The 19,163-nt window shown below is 69.9% G+C and carries 18 protein-coding genes; 9 read left to right on the forward strand and 9 right to left on the reverse strand.

What is annotated here, in order from left to right:
• Nucleotide 1: 1 nt before the first annotated feature.
• Genes ACFYV1_RS12625 through ACFYV1_RS12635 form a run of 3 tightly spaced genes read right to left on the reverse strand, consistent with a single transcriptional unit; the run spans nt 2 to nt 3,800 of the window.
• Nucleotides 2-1,483, reverse strand: a complete 1,482-nt coding sequence (locus tag ACFYV1_RS12625) for an exopolysaccharide biosynthesis polyprenyl glycosylphosphotransferase (RefSeq protein ID WP_389395463.1) — start codon at nt 1,481-1,483, stop codon at nt 2-4.
• Entirely contained in the window at nt 1,480-2,661 is a 1,182-nt protein-coding gene (locus ACFYV1_RS12630; protein WP_389395464.1) for a glycosyltransferase family 4 protein, read from the reverse strand. The genes ACFYV1_RS12625 and ACFYV1_RS12630 overlap by 4 nt, the downstream gene beginning before the upstream one ends.
• A 41-nt stretch (nt 2,662-2,702) precedes the next feature.
• Nucleotides 2,703-3,800 carry a DUF3344 domain-containing protein gene (locus ACFYV1_RS12635; protein ID WP_389395465.1) on the reverse strand — a complete coding sequence of 366 codons (1,098 nt, stop codon included), beginning with the start codon at nt 3,798-3,800 and terminating at the stop codon, nt 2,703-2,705.
• Between the two features lie 351 nt (nt 3,801-4,151).
• Here ACFYV1_RS12635 and ACFYV1_RS12640 point away from each other — a divergent pair, with 351 nt between their 5' ends.
• Together ACFYV1_RS12640 and ACFYV1_RS12645 are read left to right on the forward strand one after the other, a co-directional pair.
• On the forward strand, nt 4,152-4,448 hold the full coding sequence (locus ACFYV1_RS12640) for a hypothetical protein (protein WP_389395466.1): 297 nt from the start codon (nt 4,152-4,154) through the stop codon (nt 4,446-4,448).
• 200 nt (nt 4,449-4,648) lie between these two features.
• Nucleotides 4,649-5,059, forward strand: coding sequence for a rodlin (locus ACFYV1_RS12645; protein WP_389395467.1), 411 nt, complete (start codon nt 4,649-4,651; stop codon nt 5,057-5,059).
• Nucleotides 5,060-5,126: 67 nt separating this feature from the next.
• On the opposite strand, the gene ACFYV1_RS12650 is transcribed toward ACFYV1_RS12645, so the two are convergent.
• A complete protein-coding gene (locus ACFYV1_RS12650) occupies nt 5,127-5,771 on the reverse strand; it encodes a vitamin K epoxide reductase family protein (RefSeq protein ID WP_389395468.1) in 645 nt (214 codons plus the stop codon).
• A 167-nt stretch (nt 5,772-5,938) separates the two neighbouring features.
• Here ACFYV1_RS12650 and ACFYV1_RS12655 point away from each other — a divergent pair, with 167 nt between their 5' ends.
• Nucleotides 5,939-6,349 carry a rodlin gene (locus ACFYV1_RS12655; protein WP_389395469.1) on the forward strand — a complete coding sequence of 137 codons (411 nt, stop codon included), beginning with the start codon at nt 5,939-5,941 and terminating at the stop codon, nt 6,347-6,349.
• A 288-nt stretch (nt 6,350-6,637) separates the two neighbouring features.
• Nucleotides 6,638-6,871 (forward strand): chaplin, encoded by a 234-nt coding sequence (locus ACFYV1_RS12660; protein WP_389395470.1) that lies wholly within the window; start codon nt 6,638-6,640, stop codon nt 6,869-6,871.
• 163 nt (nt 6,872-7,034) lie between these two features.
• Here the strand turns inward: ACFYV1_RS12660 and ACFYV1_RS12665 are convergent, their stop codons facing one another.
• On the reverse strand, nt 7,035-7,847 hold the full coding sequence (locus ACFYV1_RS12665; RefSeq protein ID WP_389395471.1) for a putative protein N(5)-glutamine methyltransferase: 813 nt from the start codon (nt 7,845-7,847) through the stop codon (nt 7,035-7,037).
• Between the two features lie 362 nt (nt 7,848-8,209).
• Here ACFYV1_RS12665 and ACFYV1_RS12670 point away from each other — a divergent pair, with 362 nt between their 5' ends.
• Together ACFYV1_RS12670 and ACFYV1_RS12675 are read left to right on the forward strand one after the other, a co-directional pair.
• Nucleotides 8,210-9,421 carry a pyridoxal phosphate-dependent aminotransferase gene (locus tag ACFYV1_RS12670; RefSeq protein ID WP_389395472.1) on the forward strand — a complete coding sequence of 404 codons (1,212 nt, stop codon included), beginning with the start codon at nt 8,210-8,212 and terminating at the stop codon, nt 9,419-9,421.
• Between the two features lie 77 nt (nt 9,422-9,498).
• Nucleotides 9,499-9,885: a hypothetical protein gene (locus ACFYV1_RS12675; RefSeq protein WP_389395473.1), complete on the forward strand. Its 387-nt coding sequence runs from the start codon at nt 9,499-9,501 to the stop codon at nt 9,883-9,885.
• Nucleotides 9,886-9,978: 93 nt separating this feature from the next.
• On the opposite strand, the gene ACFYV1_RS12680 is transcribed toward ACFYV1_RS12675, so the two are convergent.
• Nucleotides 9,979-11,091, reverse strand: coding sequence for a glycosyltransferase (locus tag ACFYV1_RS12680; protein WP_389395474.1), 1,113 nt, complete (start codon nt 11,089-11,091; stop codon nt 9,979-9,981).
• 45 nt (nt 11,092-11,136) lie between these two features.
• Nucleotides 11,137-12,609, reverse strand: coding sequence for a DUF2079 domain-containing protein (locus tag ACFYV1_RS12685; RefSeq protein ID WP_389395475.1), 1,473 nt, complete (start codon nt 12,607-12,609; stop codon nt 11,137-11,139).
• A gap of 289 nt (nt 12,610-12,898) precedes the next feature.
• Here ACFYV1_RS12685 and ACFYV1_RS12690 point away from each other — a divergent pair, with 289 nt between their 5' ends.
• A complete protein-coding gene (locus tag ACFYV1_RS12690; protein ID WP_389395476.1) occupies nt 12,899-13,720 on the forward strand; it encodes a hypothetical protein in 822 nt (273 codons plus the stop codon).
• Nucleotides 13,721-13,788: 68 nt separating this feature from the next.
• Here the strand turns inward: ACFYV1_RS12690 and ACFYV1_RS12695 are convergent, their stop codons facing one another.
• A complete protein-coding gene (locus tag ACFYV1_RS12695; protein ID WP_389395477.1) occupies nt 13,789-15,525 on the reverse strand; it encodes an Ig-like domain repeat protein in 1,737 nt (578 codons plus the stop codon).
• 224 nt (nt 15,526-15,749) lie between these two features.
• A complete protein-coding gene (locus tag ACFYV1_RS12700; protein ID WP_389395478.1) occupies nt 15,750-17,570 on the reverse strand; it encodes a phosphoenolpyruvate carboxykinase (GTP) in 1,821 nt (606 codons plus the stop codon).
• A gap of 208 nt (nt 17,571-17,778) precedes the next feature.
• Here ACFYV1_RS12700 and ACFYV1_RS12705 point away from each other — a divergent pair, with 208 nt between their 5' ends.
• Together ACFYV1_RS12705 and ACFYV1_RS12710 are read left to right on the forward strand one after the other, a co-directional pair.
• On the forward strand, nt 17,779-18,456 hold the full coding sequence (locus tag ACFYV1_RS12705; protein ID WP_389395479.1) for a hemolysin III family protein: 678 nt from the start codon (nt 17,779-17,781) through the stop codon (nt 18,454-18,456).
• 54 nt (nt 18,457-18,510) lie between these two features.
• Nucleotides 18,511-19,134, forward strand: a complete 624-nt coding sequence (locus ACFYV1_RS12710; protein ID WP_389395480.1) for a TetR/AcrR family transcriptional regulator — start codon at nt 18,511-18,513, stop codon at nt 19,132-19,134.
• Nucleotides 19,135-19,163 lie beyond the last annotated feature (29 nt).

The raw sequence follows: 19,163 nt of genomic DNA on the forward strand, positions 1-19,163 counted from the left end.
CTCAGCTGCCTCCCGGCCTCAGCATCGAGGCGGCGGTGCGGGCCAGGATGCAGACGTCCTGCCACAGGGACCAGGTCTCGATGTAGTGGTTGTCGAAGCGGGCGCGTTCCTCGATGGAGGTGTCACCGCGCAGACCGTGGATCTGGGCGAGACCGGTGATGCCCACCGGCATCCGGTGGCGGGCCCGGTAGCCGGAGTAGGTGTGGCTGAACCTGGCGACGAAGTAGGGGCGTTCGGGCCGAGGGCCGACGAGGCTCATGTCTCCGCGCAGCACGTTCCACAGCTGCGGCAGCTCGTCGAGGGACGTCCTGCGCAGCAGGCTGCCGGTGGCGCTCATCCGCCGGTCCATGGCGACGCTCCAGCGTGTCGCGGACTCGTGCTCGTCGGCGGGGCTGATGGTCCGGAATTTCAGGAGCACGAAGGGCCGCCCGTCCAGGCCGATGCGTTCCTGCCGGAAGACGACCCCCGGCCCGTCGGCGATGCGGACGGCGAGTGCGCAGACGCCCAGCAGGGGCGCGGCCACGACGAGGGCGACGGCGGCGAGGCAGAAGTCCAGGGCCCGCTTCCCGGCGAGGGCGAGCGGTCCATGACCCGTGTCGAGCGGCCGTACCGGAAACCCCCACAGGTGGTCCCCGCCCCCGGCCCGGCGAAGTCCGCCGTGTCCGGCCGGTGCTCCGTCGACCAGCCAGACCCGGCAGCCGTGGCGCGCGAACAGATCGAGCAGTGCCGCGCTCTCGGCGGACTCTCCGGGCGGCCCGGTGAGGACGGCGTGGCCGACGGCGTTCTGGATCACGGCGCGGCTGACGTCCTCCGGCCGGACGAGGACCGGCAGGGACGCCGGGACCGCGCCGGCCCGGTGCTCGGGATCGACCTGTCCGACGGGCCGCATCCCGTACTCGGGGTGTTCGTACAGTGCCTTGGTGATCTGCTGGGCCACCGGGCCGCGGCCCACGACGAGCGCCGACCGCGGCCGGTGGGCGGCCGTGCGCCGGCGGACGTGGTGGACGGCCGCCCGCCCGGCGCAGGCGAGCAGCGCCTGTCCGGCGGCGGCGAGGGCGGGAGCGGTGAGGGCCACCGTGTACCTGGGGTCGTAGGCGGCGAGGGCCTCGGCGACGGCGTACCACTGGAGCAGCGCGAGCCCGAGCAGCGTGGGCAGTTCGGCGAGCGCGGAGGGCGACAGACGGTGCCGGTAGAGGCCGCGCGCGGCGTGCAGGACGCTCTGGAGCAGGACGAGCGGCACGGCCCAGGCCACCGGCCACGGGGCCGCGGGCCACAGCGCCGCGGTCGCGGCGGCGACGGTGCTCGCCGCGGCGAGTCCGTCGGCGGCGAGCAGCCCGGTGGCGTGCTGCAGGGCGGACCCGCGGTGCGGTCGCGGTGCCGGGCGGCGGCCCGGCACGCGGCGGGGCCCGTGGATCGACGGCGCCGAGCGGAGGGGGGCCGTCGCCTGAGCGGTGTGGGGCGCAGGAGCACTGTCCGTCGTCATCGTTCGGTGCGCTTCCTCGTCATGGGTCGGTGCGTGTCGAGTAGTTCCTGGTACAGGCGGAGTACGGCCTCCGCCGTGCTCCGCACGTCGGACGTGGACCGTGCGTGTTCGGCGGCCCCGAGGCCGAGCCCGTCCCTGAGCCGGGGATCGGTGAGCAGCCGGACGAGCGCCCCCGCGAGCGCCGGCGGGTTCTCCGGCGGAACCAGCGCGTACGGCTCGTGGCCGGGCGGCAGGCTCTCCTTCGCGCCGCTGACGTCGGTGACGACGACGGGCAGTCCGCAGGCCATCGCTTCGAGGGGCGCGAGCGCCATGCCCTCCCAGCGCGACGGCAGTACGGCGACGTCGGCGGCGTGCAGCCACGGACGCGGGTCGGCGCAGTCGCCTGCGAACAGGACTCCCGGCGGGGCGTTCCCGCGCAGTTCCTCCCGGTCGGGTCCGTCGCCGACCAGGACGAGCCGGGCGTCCTCGACCGCGCCCGACACCGCGGGCCAGGCCCGCAGGAGCAGGTCCTGTCCCTTCTGCCGGCACAGCCTGCCCACGCAGACGACGAGGGGCGTGTGCGCCGGTTCACGGGAGAGGCCGGGCAGCGAGGCGCGGGCGGCCGCGCGGCTCCGGTCGTCGCGGGCGGTGAAGTGGGAGAGGTCGACGCCGTTGCGGATGACCGACCAGCGGGCTCGGATGCCCGCCGCCTCCCCGGCCAGGCGCTCGCTCTCGCTGACGCACAGGGTGCGAGTGCTCCAGCGGGTGCCGTACCGCTCCCATCTCAGGGCCAGTTCGGCGCTCCGCGCCTGCACCGCGTCGAAGGACCAGGCGTGCGGCTGGAAGACCGTCGGCACCCTGCCGCGTACGGCGAGCCGCCCGGCGAGGCCCGCCTTGGCGCTGTGCGCGTGCACGACGTGCGCTCCGCTGTCGCGGATCAGCCGGGCCGCGGTGCGCACCTCGCGGACCAGTTGGGGTCCCGGCGACCGCACGGCCGGCCAGGAGTGCACCCGTGCCCCGGCCTGTGCGGCCAGAGCGGGGAGCCGCCCCTGTGGCGGGCAGGCGACGACCGGCAGGATTCCCGCGCCGGCCTGTTCCCTCACCAGGTCGGTGACGACTCGTGCGACCCCCCCTTCGACCGGCTGAACCAGATGGAACACCGTCAGTCGACTCTTCTCAGCCCATTTTCCTTGCAGCACGTGCGGCCCTCTTCGAACGCGGTGGACTGTGGATGCGTAAATCAGCGGCGCGCATCCGCCTGCACGAAGAGAGCGCCGAGGAAAAAGCCGCGGTCTTCCGCACCGAACCGGAATGTCAGCGAATTCGCGCCGCCCGTCAGGGCGGGTGCGATGTCGAAGACGTCGGAGTCGTACCCGAGCGTGTTGACATGGGCGGGCTGCCGTCCGGTCACTGTCGTGCCGAAGTCGGTGATGGTCGAATTCATCGGATCGCCGGCCGGGTTGGCACGGTCGGCGAGTGCGAAGGGCCGCGCGCCACCGGCCCGCAGATCCACGAAGTCGCCTCGGACGGCCCGGTCGCCGTCGTAGGAGACGAGACCGGCGCGGCCGTTCGCGCCCGGCCGGACGCGCAGGCCGGTCAGTGTCACGGTGTGGCTCCCGCGGTCGGCGCCGAGCGTCTCGAAGCCGTCCCAGAGGGAGAGCTCGCGCAGCGGTTCGCCGGCCCTCTCGTAGGCCACGACCAGCGTCCAGCCTCCCCAGGCTCCGGCCTTCGAGTGGCCCATGGCCACGTTGATCTGGGCGACGGTCCAGTACCCGGAACCGCTGCGGCGCACCAGGGGTGTGACGTCGGCGGACGCCTGGTAGGCGTCGCTGCCGTCCGCGTCGCGATGTGCGATCCGGGTGTCCGCCAGAACCTCCTTGTACTCGCCGCCCGGTTCGGCGATCAGGACACGGCCGTTGTCCGCCGGCGGCTTCTGCTCGCCGACCCGGAGGTTGCCTCCCCAGTACAAACGCGCGTAACGGACGCGGGAGTCCGCGGGTACGACCAGCCGGGCGCGGCTCGAGTTGTAGGTGTTCGGGTCGTCGTCGAGGTCGACGTAGAACATGTCGAAGTCGCCGTTGGTGCCCTGCGCGCCACGTCGTACGGAGGAACAGGGCGCGACGGTCGCGCTTTCGGGCGTACGGCAGGTGATGGCGGAGTTCGCCGCGCGGACGATTCCTCCGTGGTGGACGGCGTGATAGCGCTGGGTGAAGGGAATGCCGGGTGTTTCCGAAGGCGTGGGGGCCGGGGCAGCCGCCGCGAGCGAAACGACCGAGAACGCCGTGCAGAGCAGTGCCCCCAGAACGCCTCGCGCAGCGAAGCCCGGCGACTTCGGCATGATTGGCTCTCCATTTCCGATCAAGTCGGCAAAACAGGAGTGCACTTTGTCAGAAAGCTAGTTGGAAATCACGCCGGACGCGCACATACGGCCATCCGGAGGCCATCTCATGGTTCTTACGTACATGCCTGTCACGGGTGATGCCCGGGCGTGGACGGCGCAAGCAGGACCAGCACATCGGGTGATTCTGCAAAACCCTTTCGCCGTTCGATCGTTGAGGGAGTCCGCGACGGTCTGCGCCCGGTTCGGCGTCGGGCCAGAAAGGCCGTGAACCAGGGGTTTCCCGTACGACCGCTGCTCGTTACCCCTGTTGACGGCGGAGAACACCGCCGGGGAAAGGGATTCGAAAAGATGAAGTACTCGAAGGCTGCTGCGATCATTGCCGGCTCCGTGGCGGCGCTGGGGGCGGCCTCCCCCGCCTTCGCGGCCGACTCCGCGGCGATGCCGCCCATGAGCCTCACCGGCGGCATCTCCGAGGTGGCGAGCTCGGTTCCCCAGATGGACTCGGTCGAGGCGGGCTCCACGGTGAACCAGGTGGCGGGCAGCGCGACCGAGCTCAACAACCTGCGGGGCAACGCACCCGAGCAGGTCCTGAAGACGGCCGGTTCGCTGACGCCCATGCTGGGCGGCATCTCGCTGGGCGGCTGATCCGGCCGGAGTCCGGCTTCACGTTCGGGGCGGCCCCGCCGGCAGGTGCGGCGGGGCCGCCGCTCCATGCCTCGGGACAGTCCGCACGAACGGCGCTTCGGCACAGGGCCGTTGGAGTGAACCGGAAGAACCAAACGCGTGGCCCCCCGGTTGTCCAGGACGCTCCAACGGCGGGCATCCAAGCAACAGAAGGACTGAAAATGCTGAAGAAGGTTACGGCTACGGCAGCGCTGGCGCTCTCCGTGGCGGCCGCCGGCGCGGCCATGGCGCCGCAGGCTATGGCCCTCGGCAACGACGGCGGCACCAACTCGCTGAGCGGTAACGGCGCCAAGCAGAGCTACGGCAACTCGGCCACCTACGGCAAGATGAGCCCGCAGATGAGCCTGATCCAGGGCTCGCTCAACAAGCCCTGCGTCGGCCTGCCGCTGAAGGGCAACGTCCAGAACATCCTCGGCCTGGTGAACGTCGGCGTCCAGGACGTCCCGATCCTGTCGGCCCCGCAGAACCAGCAGTGCGTCGAGAACTCCACCCAGGCCAAGGGTGACGAGCCGCTCTCGCACATCCTGAACGACATCCCGGTCCTGTCGGGCAACGGCTCGGACATCGACTAGTCGCACCCGCACAGCAAGGACCCCGGCGGCCTCCGGCCGCCGGGGTCCTTCGCCGTCGCCCACCGGTTCACGAGGTCCAGAAGTCCCACCAGCGGGTCAGGACCAGCATCCCGATCACACCGATGTGCAGGACCGGCGGCACCCAGGTGAACTCGTCGAGGAAGCCCCGCGCCCAGGCGGGGGCCGGCAGCAGCCCGTGGCGGACGTTGTGCGAGGTCACGTACCAGAACATGACGATCGTGGCGACCCAGGCCAGACAGCACCACAGGCACAACGCGTTGATCTCGTACAGCGACTGCTGCATCAGCCAGGTGCAGAACCCGACACCGAAGAGGCAGCCCGCGTTCAGACCGAGCCAGTACGCGCGGCCGAAGCGGGCTCCGGTCAGCAGCGCCATGCCGATGCCGATGACCACGGAGTACGCGGCCAGGCCGAGCATCGGATTGGGGAAGCCGAAGACGGCCGCCTGGTCGCTCTCCATGATGCTGCCGCAGGAGACCACCGGGTTGAGGCTGCAGCCGGGGGTGAAGGTGGTCCCGGCGACCTTCGCCTCAAGGATCTTGAACTTGTCGATCGTGATCACCCAGGCCGCGAGGAGCCCCGCCGCGCCGGTGGCCACCAGCAGCCATGCGAGAGCCCGGCCGCTTCCCACGCCGTCCCTGACGGCCCGTCGCCGCCCCTTCGGTTCGGCGGACACCGGCCCGGTCGCCATAATTGTCATATTGAATTCACCGATCGGATAGCTTGCAGGGCCGCCAATTGTGCACCAGCCCACTTCCTCGTTGCGGCATTCGGGTGAACGCCCGGAACCAAACTCGGCGGATGCAGTTGATCAGGCTGCTCCGCGTTCGAGCGTTCATAGCGAAAAGGGACAAGTAAGTGATCAAGAAGATTCTGACGACGGCCATGGTCACCGCCTCCATGGCGGGCGCCGGCGCGATGATGGCGCCGCAGGCTATGGCTCTCGGCAACGACGGGGGCACCAACTCGGCGAGCGGCAACTTCGCCTCGCAGGAGTACGGCAACTCGGCCACGCACGGCGACATGAGCCCGCAGATGAGCCTGATCCAGGGCTCGCTCAACAAGCCCTGCATCGGCCTCCCGGCCAAGGCCAACATCCAGAACATCGTCGGCCTGGTGAACGTCGGCGTCCAGGACGTCCCGATCCTGTCGGCCCCGCAGAACCAGCAGTGCGTCGAGAACTCCACCCAGGCCAAGGGTGACGAGCCGCTCTCGCACATCCTGAGCGACATCCCGATCCTGTCGGGCAACGGCTCGGACATCGACTAGTCGCATCACCCCGGCACCGCCCCCGAGCGCACTTCGCGCCCGGGGGCGTTGTCGTGCCGGAAGACAAATGATCGACCGCGCAATGAAATTGGGACACGAAATCCGAATCACGGTTCGAAGAATTAACCGTGCGGCATTGGAGTGACTTTTCGAACCGCCGGTAACCGAGCGGGTCCCGGGCGGGAATCAAATCGTTACTAGTTCCGCAGAGACGCATGCCCGCAGGTAATCCGGCAGCGTAGCGCGAAGGTCGTGGCTGCGCATGGCGTCACTGCTGAAAGGATCGAAATGAAGCACACGAAGGCTGCGGCCGTCGTCGCGGGGATCATCATGGCCCTGGGCAGCGCCGCGCCCGCCATGGCCGACGCAGGTGCGGACGGCGTCGCCGTCGGCTCCCCGGGTCTGCTCTCCGGGAACGTCGTCCAGATCCCGGTCCACGTCCCGATCAACGTCTGCGGCAACAGCATCAACGTGATCGGACTGCTCAACCCCGCAGCGGGCAACACCTGCGTCAACGCCTGATCCACGGGTGCGGCGCCTGTGGGCGCGGTCCTGGAGAGGCCCCGGAGAGAATTTCACTCTCCGGGGCCTTCTTGCGCCCACGTCGGCGACGCACCGCCGTGGCCGGGACGGGGACTGTCCGGGAACACTCATGCGCGTCAAGATCCCCGTGGCACGGCGTCGTTCAGGCCGTGTGCGGCGGCCTGGTGCCGATCACGACGGTCGCGCCCAGATCGTCACAGACGGCCACCCGCGTCTCGAGCCCGTGGCAGGTGAACAGCGCCTCGGCCGACCGTGCCTGCCGCTCGCTCGTCTCGATGAGCAGCGCCCCGCCCGGTGCCAGCCACCGCGCGGCCTCCGCGGCCACCCGCCGATGGACGTCGAGTCCGTCGGCGCCGCCGTCCAGGGCCACACGGGGTTCATGGTCCCGGGCCTCCGGGGGCAGCAGCCCGATTTCTCCGGTGGGCACGTACGGGGCGTTGACGATGAGCACGTCGACCCGGCCGGCGAGACCGGCGGGCAGCGGGTCGTAGAGGTCCCCGTGGTGGACCCGGCCCCCGACGGTTTCGAGGTTGCGACGGGCGCACCGGACGGCGGCCGGCTCGATGTCCGCGGCATGGAGCTCGCCGGCGCCGAGCGCGTGGAGCAGTGCCGTACCCAGGGCCCCCGAACCGCAGCACAGGTCGACGACGACCGGGCGGTCGGGAGCGAGGGCGGCCGCCTGGGCGACGAGGAACTCACTGCGGCGGCGGGGCACGAAGACGCCAGGGTCGACGACCATGCGCATGCCACGGAACTCGGCCCAGCCGAGTACGTGTTCCAGGGGCAGTCCGGCGACCCGGCGATCGACCATGGCGACGAGTTCAGCACGATCGCGGGCGGTGGAGAACAGCAGGTCCGCCTCGTCCTCCGCGAAGACGCAGCCTGCTCCGCGCAGGACGGAGACGACGGTGGAGAGGTACGACGGATACAGCGGATACAGCTCGGAGACCGACATGAAAGCCTTTCGGGGCGCCGATGGGGACGCCCTCGCGGTCACCTATGCCGGGTGAACCGCACGGCTGTGGGATGAGGGCGCCCAGCCTGCTACTGCGGGAATGGGTCTCACCTCCTCGGTCTTCGAACGCACTGCACCGGATGGCCGGGAGCGCTGTCGGACGAGTCACACTACCGCAAGGTGACGAGGACAACACCCGGCTCGCCGACCACCAAATTCACAGGTCGCCGGCCCTCATGGCTGCGGTTTCGAAGGAGCCGGGGGACCACCACACCGGGAAGCACCAAACCGGACATTCACCACCGCGTCCGCCGGCCGGAAACACGAAGCGATCACCATGACGCGCCCGTAAGCTCACGGACATGCAGGTGATCCAGTCCACGAAGCTCGCAAACGTCTGTTACGAAATCCGGGGCCCGGTCCTCGAGGAGGCGATGCGGCTGGAGGCAGCAGGTCATCGCATCCTCAAGCTCAACACGGGCAACCCGGCCGCCTTCGGTTTCGAGTGCCCGCCGGAGATCCTCGAGGACATCCTCCGCAATCTCAAGCGCGCCCACGGCTACGGCGACGCGAAGGGCCTGCTGTCCGCCCGGCGGGCGGTGATGCAGCACTACCAGACCAAGGGCATCGAGCTCGACGTCGAGGACGTCTACCTGGGCAACGGCGTCTCCGAGCTGATCCAGATGTCGATGCAGGCCCTTCTCGACGACGGCGACGAGGTGCTCGTACCGGCGCCCGACTATCCGCTGTGGACCGCGTCGGTGTCGCTGTCCGGCGGCACGGCCGTGCACTACCGGTGCGACGAGCAGTCCGACTGGATGCCCGACCTCGCGGACATCGAGCGGAAGATCACGGACCGCACCAAGGCGCTCGTGATCATCAACCCGAACAACCCCACGGGCGCCGTCTACGACGACGAGATGCTCCGCGGCCTCACCGAGATCGCCCGGCGCCACAACCTGGTCGTCTGCTCCGACGAGATCTACGACCGGATCCTCTACGACGGCGCGACCCACACCCCCACCGCCGCGATCGCCCCGGACCTGATGGTCCTCACCTTCAACGGGCTCTCCAAGAACTACCGGGTGGCGGGCTACCGCTCCGGCTGGATGGCCGTCTGCGGCCCCAAGGCGCACGCCTCCTCGTACATCGAGGGCCTGACGATCCTCGCCAACATGCGGCTGTGCGCCAACATGCCCTCGCAGCACGCGGTGGCCACGGCTCTCGGGGGCCGGCAGTCGATCGAGGACCTGGTGCTGCCCGGCGGGCGGATCCTGGAGCAGCGGGACGTGGCGTACGACCTGCTGACACAGATCCCCGGCGTGACCTGTGTGAAGCCCAAGGGCGCGCTCTACCTCTTCCCGCGGCTCGACCCCAAGGTCTACAAGGTCAAGGACGACCGGCAGATGGTCCTGGACCTGCTTCGGGCCGAGAAGATCATGGTCGTGCACGGCACGGGCTTCAACTGGCCGGAGCCCGATCACTTCCGGATCGTGACCCTGCCGACGGCGAAGGACCTGGCGGACGCCGTGACGCGGATCGGCACCTTCCTGGACGGATACGGGCAGCCGTAGCCGGTCACCGACCGGAATCAACTTTAGACTGAATCCAATGTAGGATGGTCTCCTGACAGTGAGCAGGAGGCCGTCCCATGTACGAACCGATCCGCGCCAAGTCGGTCCACTCGACGGCCGACGAGGCGCAGTACCCCCACCGCAGCCGCGAGGAGGAGCTGGACATCCAGCTCGCCGGTCACCTCGCCGCGCTCCTGGCCGTGACCGACGAGCTCGGCCTCGAGCAGGCCGGTGCGGCCATCGCGGGACAGGTGTCCCGTCTGCGCGGGGCTCCCCCGGCCCGTCACGCGGGCCTGAGCGGAGCGGACACGTCCGCGCTGCACCGGCGAGCCCTCGCCCTCGCGGGCCGTGCCCTCGTCGTCGCCGCGTCCCGGGCGGACACCGCGGTCGCGATCCTGTCCGCCGAGCGGATGGACGCGCACACCGCCGCCCTCGCCGACCAGCACCTGGTCGGCGCCCCCTGACGGCCCCGGTCCGTGGCCGGGGAGGCCCCGGACCGGGCGCCACCCTCTGGCGCCGGAGGCGTCAGGGGCCCGGCAAGGTCCGCCGGACGCCGGTCAGGCGTCCACCAGCTTCCTGGAATCCAGTTCGCGCTGTGCGAACTCCAGGTTGCGGGTGACCCGTTCGCGCTCTCCGGCGGGCAGCCGTCCGCCCTTCAGGAGCCGTTCGCAGCACTGCCTGGACTCCTCGTACTCACCCACCCAGTAGGCGGCGATGGCGAGTTCGTCGAGCGCGCGCCACTCGTACCAGGCGTGTTCGACGAACAGGATGTCGCTCGGGTACGGGATCGCGGCCGCCTGTTTCGCGAACAGGTAGGCCAGCGGCCAGCGTCGGCCGTCCACCCGGCAGTGGCGTGCCAGGTCGCAGAGGGCCTCGGCCCGCGTGGGACGGCTCTCGTGCGCGCGGAGATAGCGGTCGATCACCTCGGCGGGCGACCTCTCGAGCTGCACCGCGAGCCGGGCCGCGTACAGACGGGCGCAGAACACCTCCTCCGCCCAGCCGCCCATGCCCGCCCGCCGGTCGTAGGCGGTCAGCGACTTCTCCGGCTCGCCGGCGTCACGCCAGCTCTGCGCGAGATAGAAGACGTAACGGGTGTTGCCGGGCTCCTTGACCAGGCCCTCCTGGAGGATCCGGGCGTCGCGCAGGTACTTCGTCCGTTGGCCTTCCCTCAGCCTCGCCCCGCCGCCCACGGAGAGGATGTTGGCTCCTCGGAGGGTGCCGAGGCTGTACTTGGTCCCGCACTCGATGTACTCGTGCAGGACGCCCACGTAGCGCCACGGCAGCCGGGTCGACACCAGCGCCGGCCGCCAGTGGACGATGGGGCCGTCGTGCAGCGCGACCCGGTAGGCGTCGTGAGTCAGCCTCGGCATCCGGAAGCCGGAATCCACCTCCATCAGGTCGTCGGCGTCGATGAACAGCAGATAGTCCGCCTCGGCGCGGGCCAGGTCGATCGCCTCGGTGCGGCTCACGTCGAAACCCTTCCAGGGCCGCTCGTGCAGCGCGCCGGGCAGATCGGCGAAGACCTCGCGGATGACGTCCTGGGTGCCGTCGGTCGATCCCGTGTCCAGGATGACCCAGGTGTCGATCAGGGGACGCACGGACTCCAGACAGCGCCGGATCACCGCGGCCTCGTCCTTGACGATCATGTTCAGGCAGACCGTCGGTTTCACGAGTCACCTCCAACTCGGTGAGGCTGGGAACAGGATGGGCCGGCATCAGTCCGGGCGTCGGAGCAGGACGAAGCCCTGCTCGTCCACCACGGTGAAGTAGCCCTGTGCACGGGCGCGTTCCAGGGAGCGTCTTTCCTCCAGCAGGTTCTCCGGCCATCGCCGGTGCGCCGGCACCCAGGTGTCGAGCACGATCCACTGGGGGTCGGGGCGGCTGACGGCCCAGCCGTGGAGACTGACGCTCGTACGGCTCGTCAGGTGGGGCACCAGATAGTTCGACGCCTGGACCGTCGCGTCGTCCGGGATCCGGTCCATCACACGGTGGGCCGCGGCGACACGGGGATCCGTACGCCAGGTGGCCGGCTGCACCAACTGCCACAACGGGTACTGCGGAAGAAGCAGCAGGGTGACCGCGGCCGAACCGGCGAGGTGACGACGAAGGCTGCTCCTGTCCGGGCGCCGTCGGGCGAGTGCGTCGACGAAGGCCGCGAACACGACGGGCATCAGCACCAGCGAGAGATGGGTGCCGGTGCCCCAGTCGGTGGAACGAAGGGACGCGAAGCGCCAGAGCAGAGTCGGCAGCGCCACCCACAGCAGTGGTGACCTCAGAGCGAGGAACAGGGTCGGAGCCAGCACGAGCAGCAGAGTGACGACCTTGGTCTCGGGCGTGATGAGCCCGATCGTCACCCTGTGCAGCAGATCGCCCGGACCGTTTTCCCCGCCGCCGGAGCCGCTCAGCATGGACAAGTAGGCGTAGTCGCCGGCCGGGTTGAAGGCAGGCACGATCACCAGCATGGTCAGCGGCAGCGCGGCCAGGCCGGCGCAAGCGGTGATGGTGCCGAGCCTGCGCTCGCCGCGACGGGCGATGAGAAGGCCGATCACCGCCACGGTGAGACCGAGGTCCTCCTTGACCAGGAGCAGGGGCAGGGCCCAACAGGCCGCAGCGCGCGGCCTGTCACTCCCGAGAGCGACCACCGAGCAGGCCAGCAGGGGTACGGCGAACGCGACTTCATGGAAGTCCCTGCCGACCGCGATCGCCACGCCCCAGGAGAGGCCGTAGCAGACGCCGATCACGGCGGCGGCGAGGGAGCCCAGTGTTCGGCGTGCCCAGACGGTCAGCGGCAGCACGCTCGCGGCGATCAGCGCGGACTGTACGACGAGCAGCGTCACGGGCGTCGGCCACAGCCGGTAGAAGGGCGCCACCAGAGCAAGAACGGGGGAGAAATGATCTCCGAGGACGGGAAAGTCCGGTCCCTTGATCTCGGAGACGGGAAGGTGACCGTTCGCGTAGGAGCGGACGACCTGTTCGAAGATTCCCAGGTCGTAGGCGGCGGAGAAAAGCCGTTGGTGAAGCCGCAGGGAAAGCGTCGCGTACGCGAGAAAGAGTGTTCCCGCCAGTGCCTGAATCCACCAGGGAATTCGGGAACGGGTCTTTGGGATTTGTTCGACCGCGGCGCCCGCCCCCGGGGCCGATTCATGTGGTGGTGTGAGGACGACGCTGTCGGCGGGCGAGGCCTGCATCACTCATTCCTTCTCGTCCGGGGGATTACGGAGAGTGGGAAACCGGACAGGCAGAGGGTATCCAGGCCACTTCGAGTCGGTTGTCGCGACACACACCGAATTGGATCGACTGCCGGCGGGCGCACTGCCCGCCGGGGCTTCGCCCCTTCGGCCCTCTTCTCCCCCCGCCGATCGCCTGACCGCCTGGTGTGTCGCCTCCACTCTTCTGCGAACCCGGTCGAATGTTGCGGCGGAAGGCCCGACATGGCCTTTCGGACACCACTCCATTCGGCATCGCAAGGAGTAATTCATGAGTCCTGAGAACAGGACCACTTCGCGTTTCGGCCCGCTGCCAAGCGGCCGCAAGTGGGCGGCAGGCGCCGCCATGGCCACGCTGAGCCTCGTCATGCTGGGCTTCGCGAGCCCCGCGACGGCCACGGCTCAGAAGGCCTTCCCGCCGGACGGGCTCAACTGGTCGGCGTTCATGGGCGGCGACCGGTGCGACGACGATCACCACGGTCCAAGGGCTTTCGACGGCCACAAGGGCGACGACGAGTGCCAGGGCCCGACCGGACCGACCGGACCGACAGGCCCCGCGGGCGCCACCGGCCCGACCGGCCCCACCGGGCCCACCGGCGCGGACGGGACCCCCGGAGCCACCGGCCCCATCGGCCCCACAGGCCCCGCCGGAGCCACCGGCCCGGCCGGACCGTGTGCCGACGTCGACGCGATCCGTGACCAGAACTCCAGGGAGTTCAAGGCCGTACTCAGCGATGACATCGCCTACGCGGGCGCCCGGCAGCTCACCGGCCCGAACGCGGGCACCTGGATCTGGTACGACCTGACGGACGGCGACTCGGAAGAGAACCCGTTCCCCGCCGACCCGTGCGCCATCTCCATCGCCCAGCAGGCCAACGACATCACCATTGAGGTGCTGACCGAGGAAGGTCTCATCTACGAGACCGAGTGCATGGTCAACCCGGCAGGCACCGCCTTCGGACTCACCTGCGACGAGGAGTGGTCCCCGATCACCGACCAGCCGTCCGCGGGCGACCCGCCCGTGAACGGCCTCGCCGCCCTCGACGGTGCCCCGACGGCCGACCTGAACAACCGTGCCAAGGACATGAAGTAGTCCCTGACCGTTAGCGAGTCGAGCGTGTGCCGTGCCGGCGCCGACCTGGCACGGCACACGCCGGTGTCTCAGCGCGTGACGAACACCGTCGCCGACGCCTCGCTGCCCGTGTGCAGGTCGTCTCCCCCGTACGACACCGTGTACGTCACGTCCCGGCGCGTGCGCGGCAGGTCCTTGACCGTGAACGTGCCGTCCGTGGCGACGGGGACCGACGACAGCGTGCCCGTCCCCAGCCGGTCCGTGCGCCGCACCGCCAGGGTGACACCGGCCGGGAGCGCGCGGCCCTGGGCGGTCAGCCTGCCGGTGATCTCGACGCCGCCGGTCATCGACGCCTCCGCCGGCGCCGTGAGCGCGATCGACGTCGGTGCCTTCGCCACGTCGACCGTGAGCGAGACGTCCTCGGCCGGCCGGTGGGTGAGGTCGCCGAGGAACGAGACGGTGTAGGTCGCGCTGCCGACCGCGTCCGGCACGTCCAGCACCGTGAAGGTTCCGTCGGCCGCCACCTCCGCCCGGGCGAGTTCGCGCGTGCCGTCGGCCGTGGTGCGTACGGCGCTCACCCTCACCGGCTCTCCCGACGCGGTGCCGTCGAGCTCGAGGCGGCCGCGGACACCGAGCGGTTCACCGACGACGGCCTGCCCCGGGGTGTGGGTCAGGGGGCCGGCGAAGCGGGAGTCGTACTGGGCGGCCGGGGGCTGCACGATGTGCAGCCAGAAGGCGTTGCCGTACGCGTTGGTCGTGACGGCGAAGAGACGGGAGCCGTCCTTCGACCACTCCAGTCCGCGCGGCACGATCCTGTTGCCGTCGAGGTCGCCCTCGTAGGCGAACTCCGTCGCCGTCGTGCCGTTCGCCGGGTCGGCCGGCTGGATCAGCAGGTCGGGGGTGCTGCCCGTGGCCGAGGCTCCGCGGGCCACGTACTTCCCGTCGCCGCTGAACGCGACGGCGGACGCTGTCGCGCCCGCGGGCAGCGGCTGGTAACCGGTGCCGGCGTCGCTCAGGTCGCCGGAGTTCAGCAGGCGCGTGCCGTACGCGGCGTCGGCGACCGCGATCCGGGTGCCGTCCGCGCTGACGGCCATGTCCTTCAGGTCCAGCGCTCCCTTGCCCTCGGCGTCGGCGAAACGGCGGGAGTCACCGCGCACCGGGGTGTCGCCGGCGGTGTCGAACGAGGTGAGGAAGGGGTCGGGTGAGACCGGCCCCTTGGCCTGGCCCATGAACAGCCGGTTCGCCGCCCCGTCACCGGTCGTCAGCAGCAGCTTGCCGGGGGCGTTCCAGTTGGTGCGTGCGTGCAGGCCGTCGACCACCGAGTCCAGGTCGGTCCGGTTCTGGTCGCAGTAGAAGTCGCTGGAAGCCATGGTGGTGGTGTGCCAGCGCTTGGTTCCGGTGACCGCGAGTTCCCGGCCGCAGTAGTCCTGGTAGGCGGCGGTGCGGCCGGTCTCCTGCAGGGTCAGGGTGTCGTAGGCGAAGACGCCCTCGCGCTGCCCCACGTACAGGCTGGTCCCGTCCTCGCTCAGCGCGAGACCGGAGGCGCGGGTCGCGGTGCTGAAGGAGCCGACCCGGTGGCCCTGGAAGTCGTAGGCGACGACCATGCCCGCGTAGAGGGGGTCGTTCGACCTGTTGGAGACGAACACGCGCTGGTTTCGCGAGTCGACCACCATGTCGGAGAACGAGGACGCGGGCAACTTGGCGACCACGTCCGACGGCTCCGCCGCGTGTGCGGCGGGTGCCGCGAGAACGAGCCCCGTGCCGCCGACCGCGCATGCCGCCACCATCGCGGCAAGACGTCGCACCCCGTACTGAAAAGCACTCAACTTGGCCCCCCACAGGCTCAGTTCATGTTCGCCGTCGAACATGAAGATCCTATGGAACATGTGAGCGAGGTGTGTGCGCAAGGCGCCGCGCCCGGACCACGCAAAGGCTTCGGCCCCCGAAGCCTGAGGGGGCTTCGGGGGCCGTTCACACGTGACGGGTCGTTCGTGACCCCCACTGGTCAGGGCGGATGTCGGGGCGCCCCGCCACGCGGCTCGAGGGGCTGTCAGCCCAGGCGCGACACCAGCGCGCGGTACTCGTCCCACAGCTCCTTGGGTGTGTGGTCGCCGAAGGTGTTGAGGTGCTCGGGGACCAGGGCGGCCTCCTCGCGCCAGACCTCGGTGTCGACCTTGAGCAGGAAGTCGAGGTCCTCGGCCGGCAGGTCCAGGCCCTCGGTGTCGAGCGAGTCACGGGTCGGCAGGATGCCGATCGGGGTCTCGACGCCCTCCGCCTTGCCCTCCAGGCGCTCCACGATCCACTTCAGGACGCGGCTGTTCTCGCCGAAGCCGGGCCAGACGAACTTGCCGGCGTCGTTCTTGCGGAACCAGTTCACGTAGTAGATCTTCGGCAGCTTGGCCGCGTCGGCGCTCGCGCCGACCTTGATCCAGTGGGCCATGTAGTCGCCCATGTTGTAGCCGCAGAACGGCAGCATGGCGAACGGGTCGCGGCGCAGCTCGCCGACCTTGCCCTCGGCGGCGGCGGTCTTCTCCGAGGCGACGTTCGCACCGAGGAAGACGCCGTGGTTCCAGTCGAAGGACTCGGTCACCAGCGGGACGGCGGAGGCGCGGCGGCCGCCGAAGAGGATCGCCGAGATCGGCACGCCCTTGGGGTCCTCCCACTCGGGCGCGGCGATCGGGCACTGCGAGGCGGGGACGGTGAAGCGGGCGTTCGGGTGGGCGGCCGGCGTCTCGGACGCGGGCGTCCAGTCGTTGCCCTTCCAGTCGGTGAGGTGGGCCGGGGCCTCCTCCGTCATGCCCTCCCACCAGACGTCACCGTCGTCGGTGAGCGCGACGTTGGTGAAGACGGCGTTGCCCCAGAGGGTCTTCATGGCGTTGGCGTTGGTGTGCTCGCCGGTGCCGGGCGCGACGCCGAAGAAGCCGGCCTCGGGGTTGATCGCGTAGAGACGGCCGTCCTCGCCGAAGCGCATCCAGGCGATGTCGTCGCCGATGGTCTCGACCGTCCAGCCGGAGATCGTGGGCTCCAGCATGGCGAGGTTGGTCTTGCCGCAGGCGGACGGGAACGCGGCGGCGACGTACTTGGCCTCGCCCTGCGGCGGGGTGAGCTTGAGGATCAGCATGTGCTCGGCGAGCCAGCCCTCGTCGCGGGCCATGACGGACGCGATGCGCAGGGCGTAGCACTTCTTGCCGAGCAGGGCGTTGCCGCCGTAGCCGGAGCCGTAGGACCAGATCTCACGGGTCTCGGGGAAGTGCGAGATGTACTTGGTGGAGTTGCACGGCCACGGGACGTCGGCCTCGCCCTCGGCCAGGGGCGCGCCCAGGGTGTGGACGGCCTTGACGAAGAAGCCGTCGGTGCCGAGCTCGTCGAGGACGGGCTGTCCCATGCGGGTCATGGTGCGCATGGAGACGGCGACGTAGGCGGAGTCGGTGATCTCGACGCCGATCGCGGAGAGCGGCGAGCCGAGCGGGCCCATGCAGAAGGGCACGACGTACATCGTGCGGCCCTTCATCGAGCCGCGGAAGATGCCCTTCTCGCCAGCGAAGATCTCCTTCATCTCCGCCGGGGCCTTCCAGTGGTTCGTGGGGCCGGCGTCCTGCTCCTTCTCGGAGCAGATGAAGGTGCGGTCCTCGACGCGGGCGACGTCGGTGGGGTCGGACGCGGCGTAGTACGAGTTGGGGCGCTTGATCGGGTCCAGCTTCTTGAACGTGCCCCTGGCCACCAGTTCCTCGGCCAGCCGCTCGTACTCGGCCTCCGAGCCGTCGCACCAGACGATGCTGTCCGGCTGCGTGATCGCCGCGATCTCGTCGACCCAGGAGATCAGTTCCTGGTGGTTGGTGGGGACGCTGGGAGCCGCGATGTCGCGCGCCACGATCGCTCCTAAGTGAGGGGACTGTTGGTTTGTGCCCCGTGGGGGCTGCGACCCGGATGCTTCGTACCTACTTGTGGCTGGCGCTCATCCGGTGCCGACCGCACTCATCTGATCATCCGCGCCGGACGCCCATATGTCCAGAGGCCCTCTCACGTGAGCATTGCCACTCATATCTGTATACCTACGGTCGCGTAGGTAGCATGCGGACATGACTTCAGCCACGCCCGAAGTGACCGAGATGGACCCACCCCCGGTGAAGCCGAGGCTCCGTGGCTGGCTGCACGCCGGAATGTTTCCGGCAGCGCTGATCGCCGGCATCGTCCTCACGGCCCTCGCGGACTCCAGGCGCGGCCAGATCGCCTGCGGCGTCTACGTACTGACCGCCTGCCTGCTCTTCGGCGTGAGCGCGCTGTACCACCGGGGCAACTGGGGCCCGCGCGCCACGGCCGTACTGCGACGGCTGGACCACGCCAACATCTTCCTGATCATCGCGGGCACCTACACGCCGCTCACGCTGCTGCTGCTCCCCGACTCCACGGGCCGGGTCCTGCTGTGGGCGGTCTGGGCGGCGGCGGTGGCGGGCATCGCGTTCCGGGTCTTCTGGGTCGGCGCCCCGCGCTGGCTCTACACGCCCTGCTACATCGCGATGGGCTGGGCCGCCGTGTTCTTCCTGCCCGACTTCATGCGCGAGGGCGGCATCGCGGTACTGGTCCTGGTGATCGTCGGCGGCCTGCTCTACAGCGCGGGCGGAGTGATCTACGGGCTGAAGCGGCCCAATCCCTCACCGCGCTGGTTCGGCTTCCACGAGGTGTTCCACTCCCTCACGCTGGCGGCGTTCATCGTCCACTACGTGGGCATCTCGCTGGTCGCCTACCAGCACTCCTGACGCCGCGCGCCCGGCCATGGCAGAGGAGACGGCCGATGGCCGACAATGACGACCATGGCCGCCACCGCACCACTGCCCTTCGGACAGCAGCAGCCCCCGATGGGGCTGCGGGAGCGCAAGAAGCTGAAGACCCGCGTCGCGATCCGCAGGGCCACCTACCGGCTGATCGGTGAGCAGGGGTACGAGGCGACCACGATCGAGCAGATCGCGGCGGCGGCAGAGGTCTCCCCCTCCACCGTCTTCCGCTACTTCCCCACCAAGGAAGACATCGTCCTCACCGACGAGTACGACCCGGTCATGGTGTCGATGCTGCGGGCCCGGCCGGCGGACGAACCGCCGCTCGAGTCGCTGCGGATCATCCTGACCGGGGCCGTCGCCGCCATCCTCGAGAACGAGCCGGAGGAGATGCGGATGCGCACCCGGCTGATGCTGGAGGTCCCGGCCCTGCGCGCCCGGATGACCGAGACGATGGCCGAGACCTCACAGCTCCTCGCACGGCCCATCGCCGACCGGGCCGGCCGCGATCCGGACGACCTCGAGGTGCGGGTCTTCACCGCCGCGGTGATGGGCGCGCTGCGCGAGACGCTGGTCCACTGGGGCGAGCGCGGCCGGCAGGACGACCTGGTCGCGCTCGTCGACCGCACGCTGGACGTGCTCAAGGACGGGCTGCGGCTCTGACCTGCCTCATCGGCCCTGCAGGGCCTTGA

The organism is Streptomyces sp. NPDC003023 (genome assembly GCF_042888225.1).
In the GTDB taxonomy this organism is placed as follows: domain Bacteria; phylum Actinomycetota; class Actinomycetes; order Streptomycetales; family Streptomycetaceae; genus Streptomyces.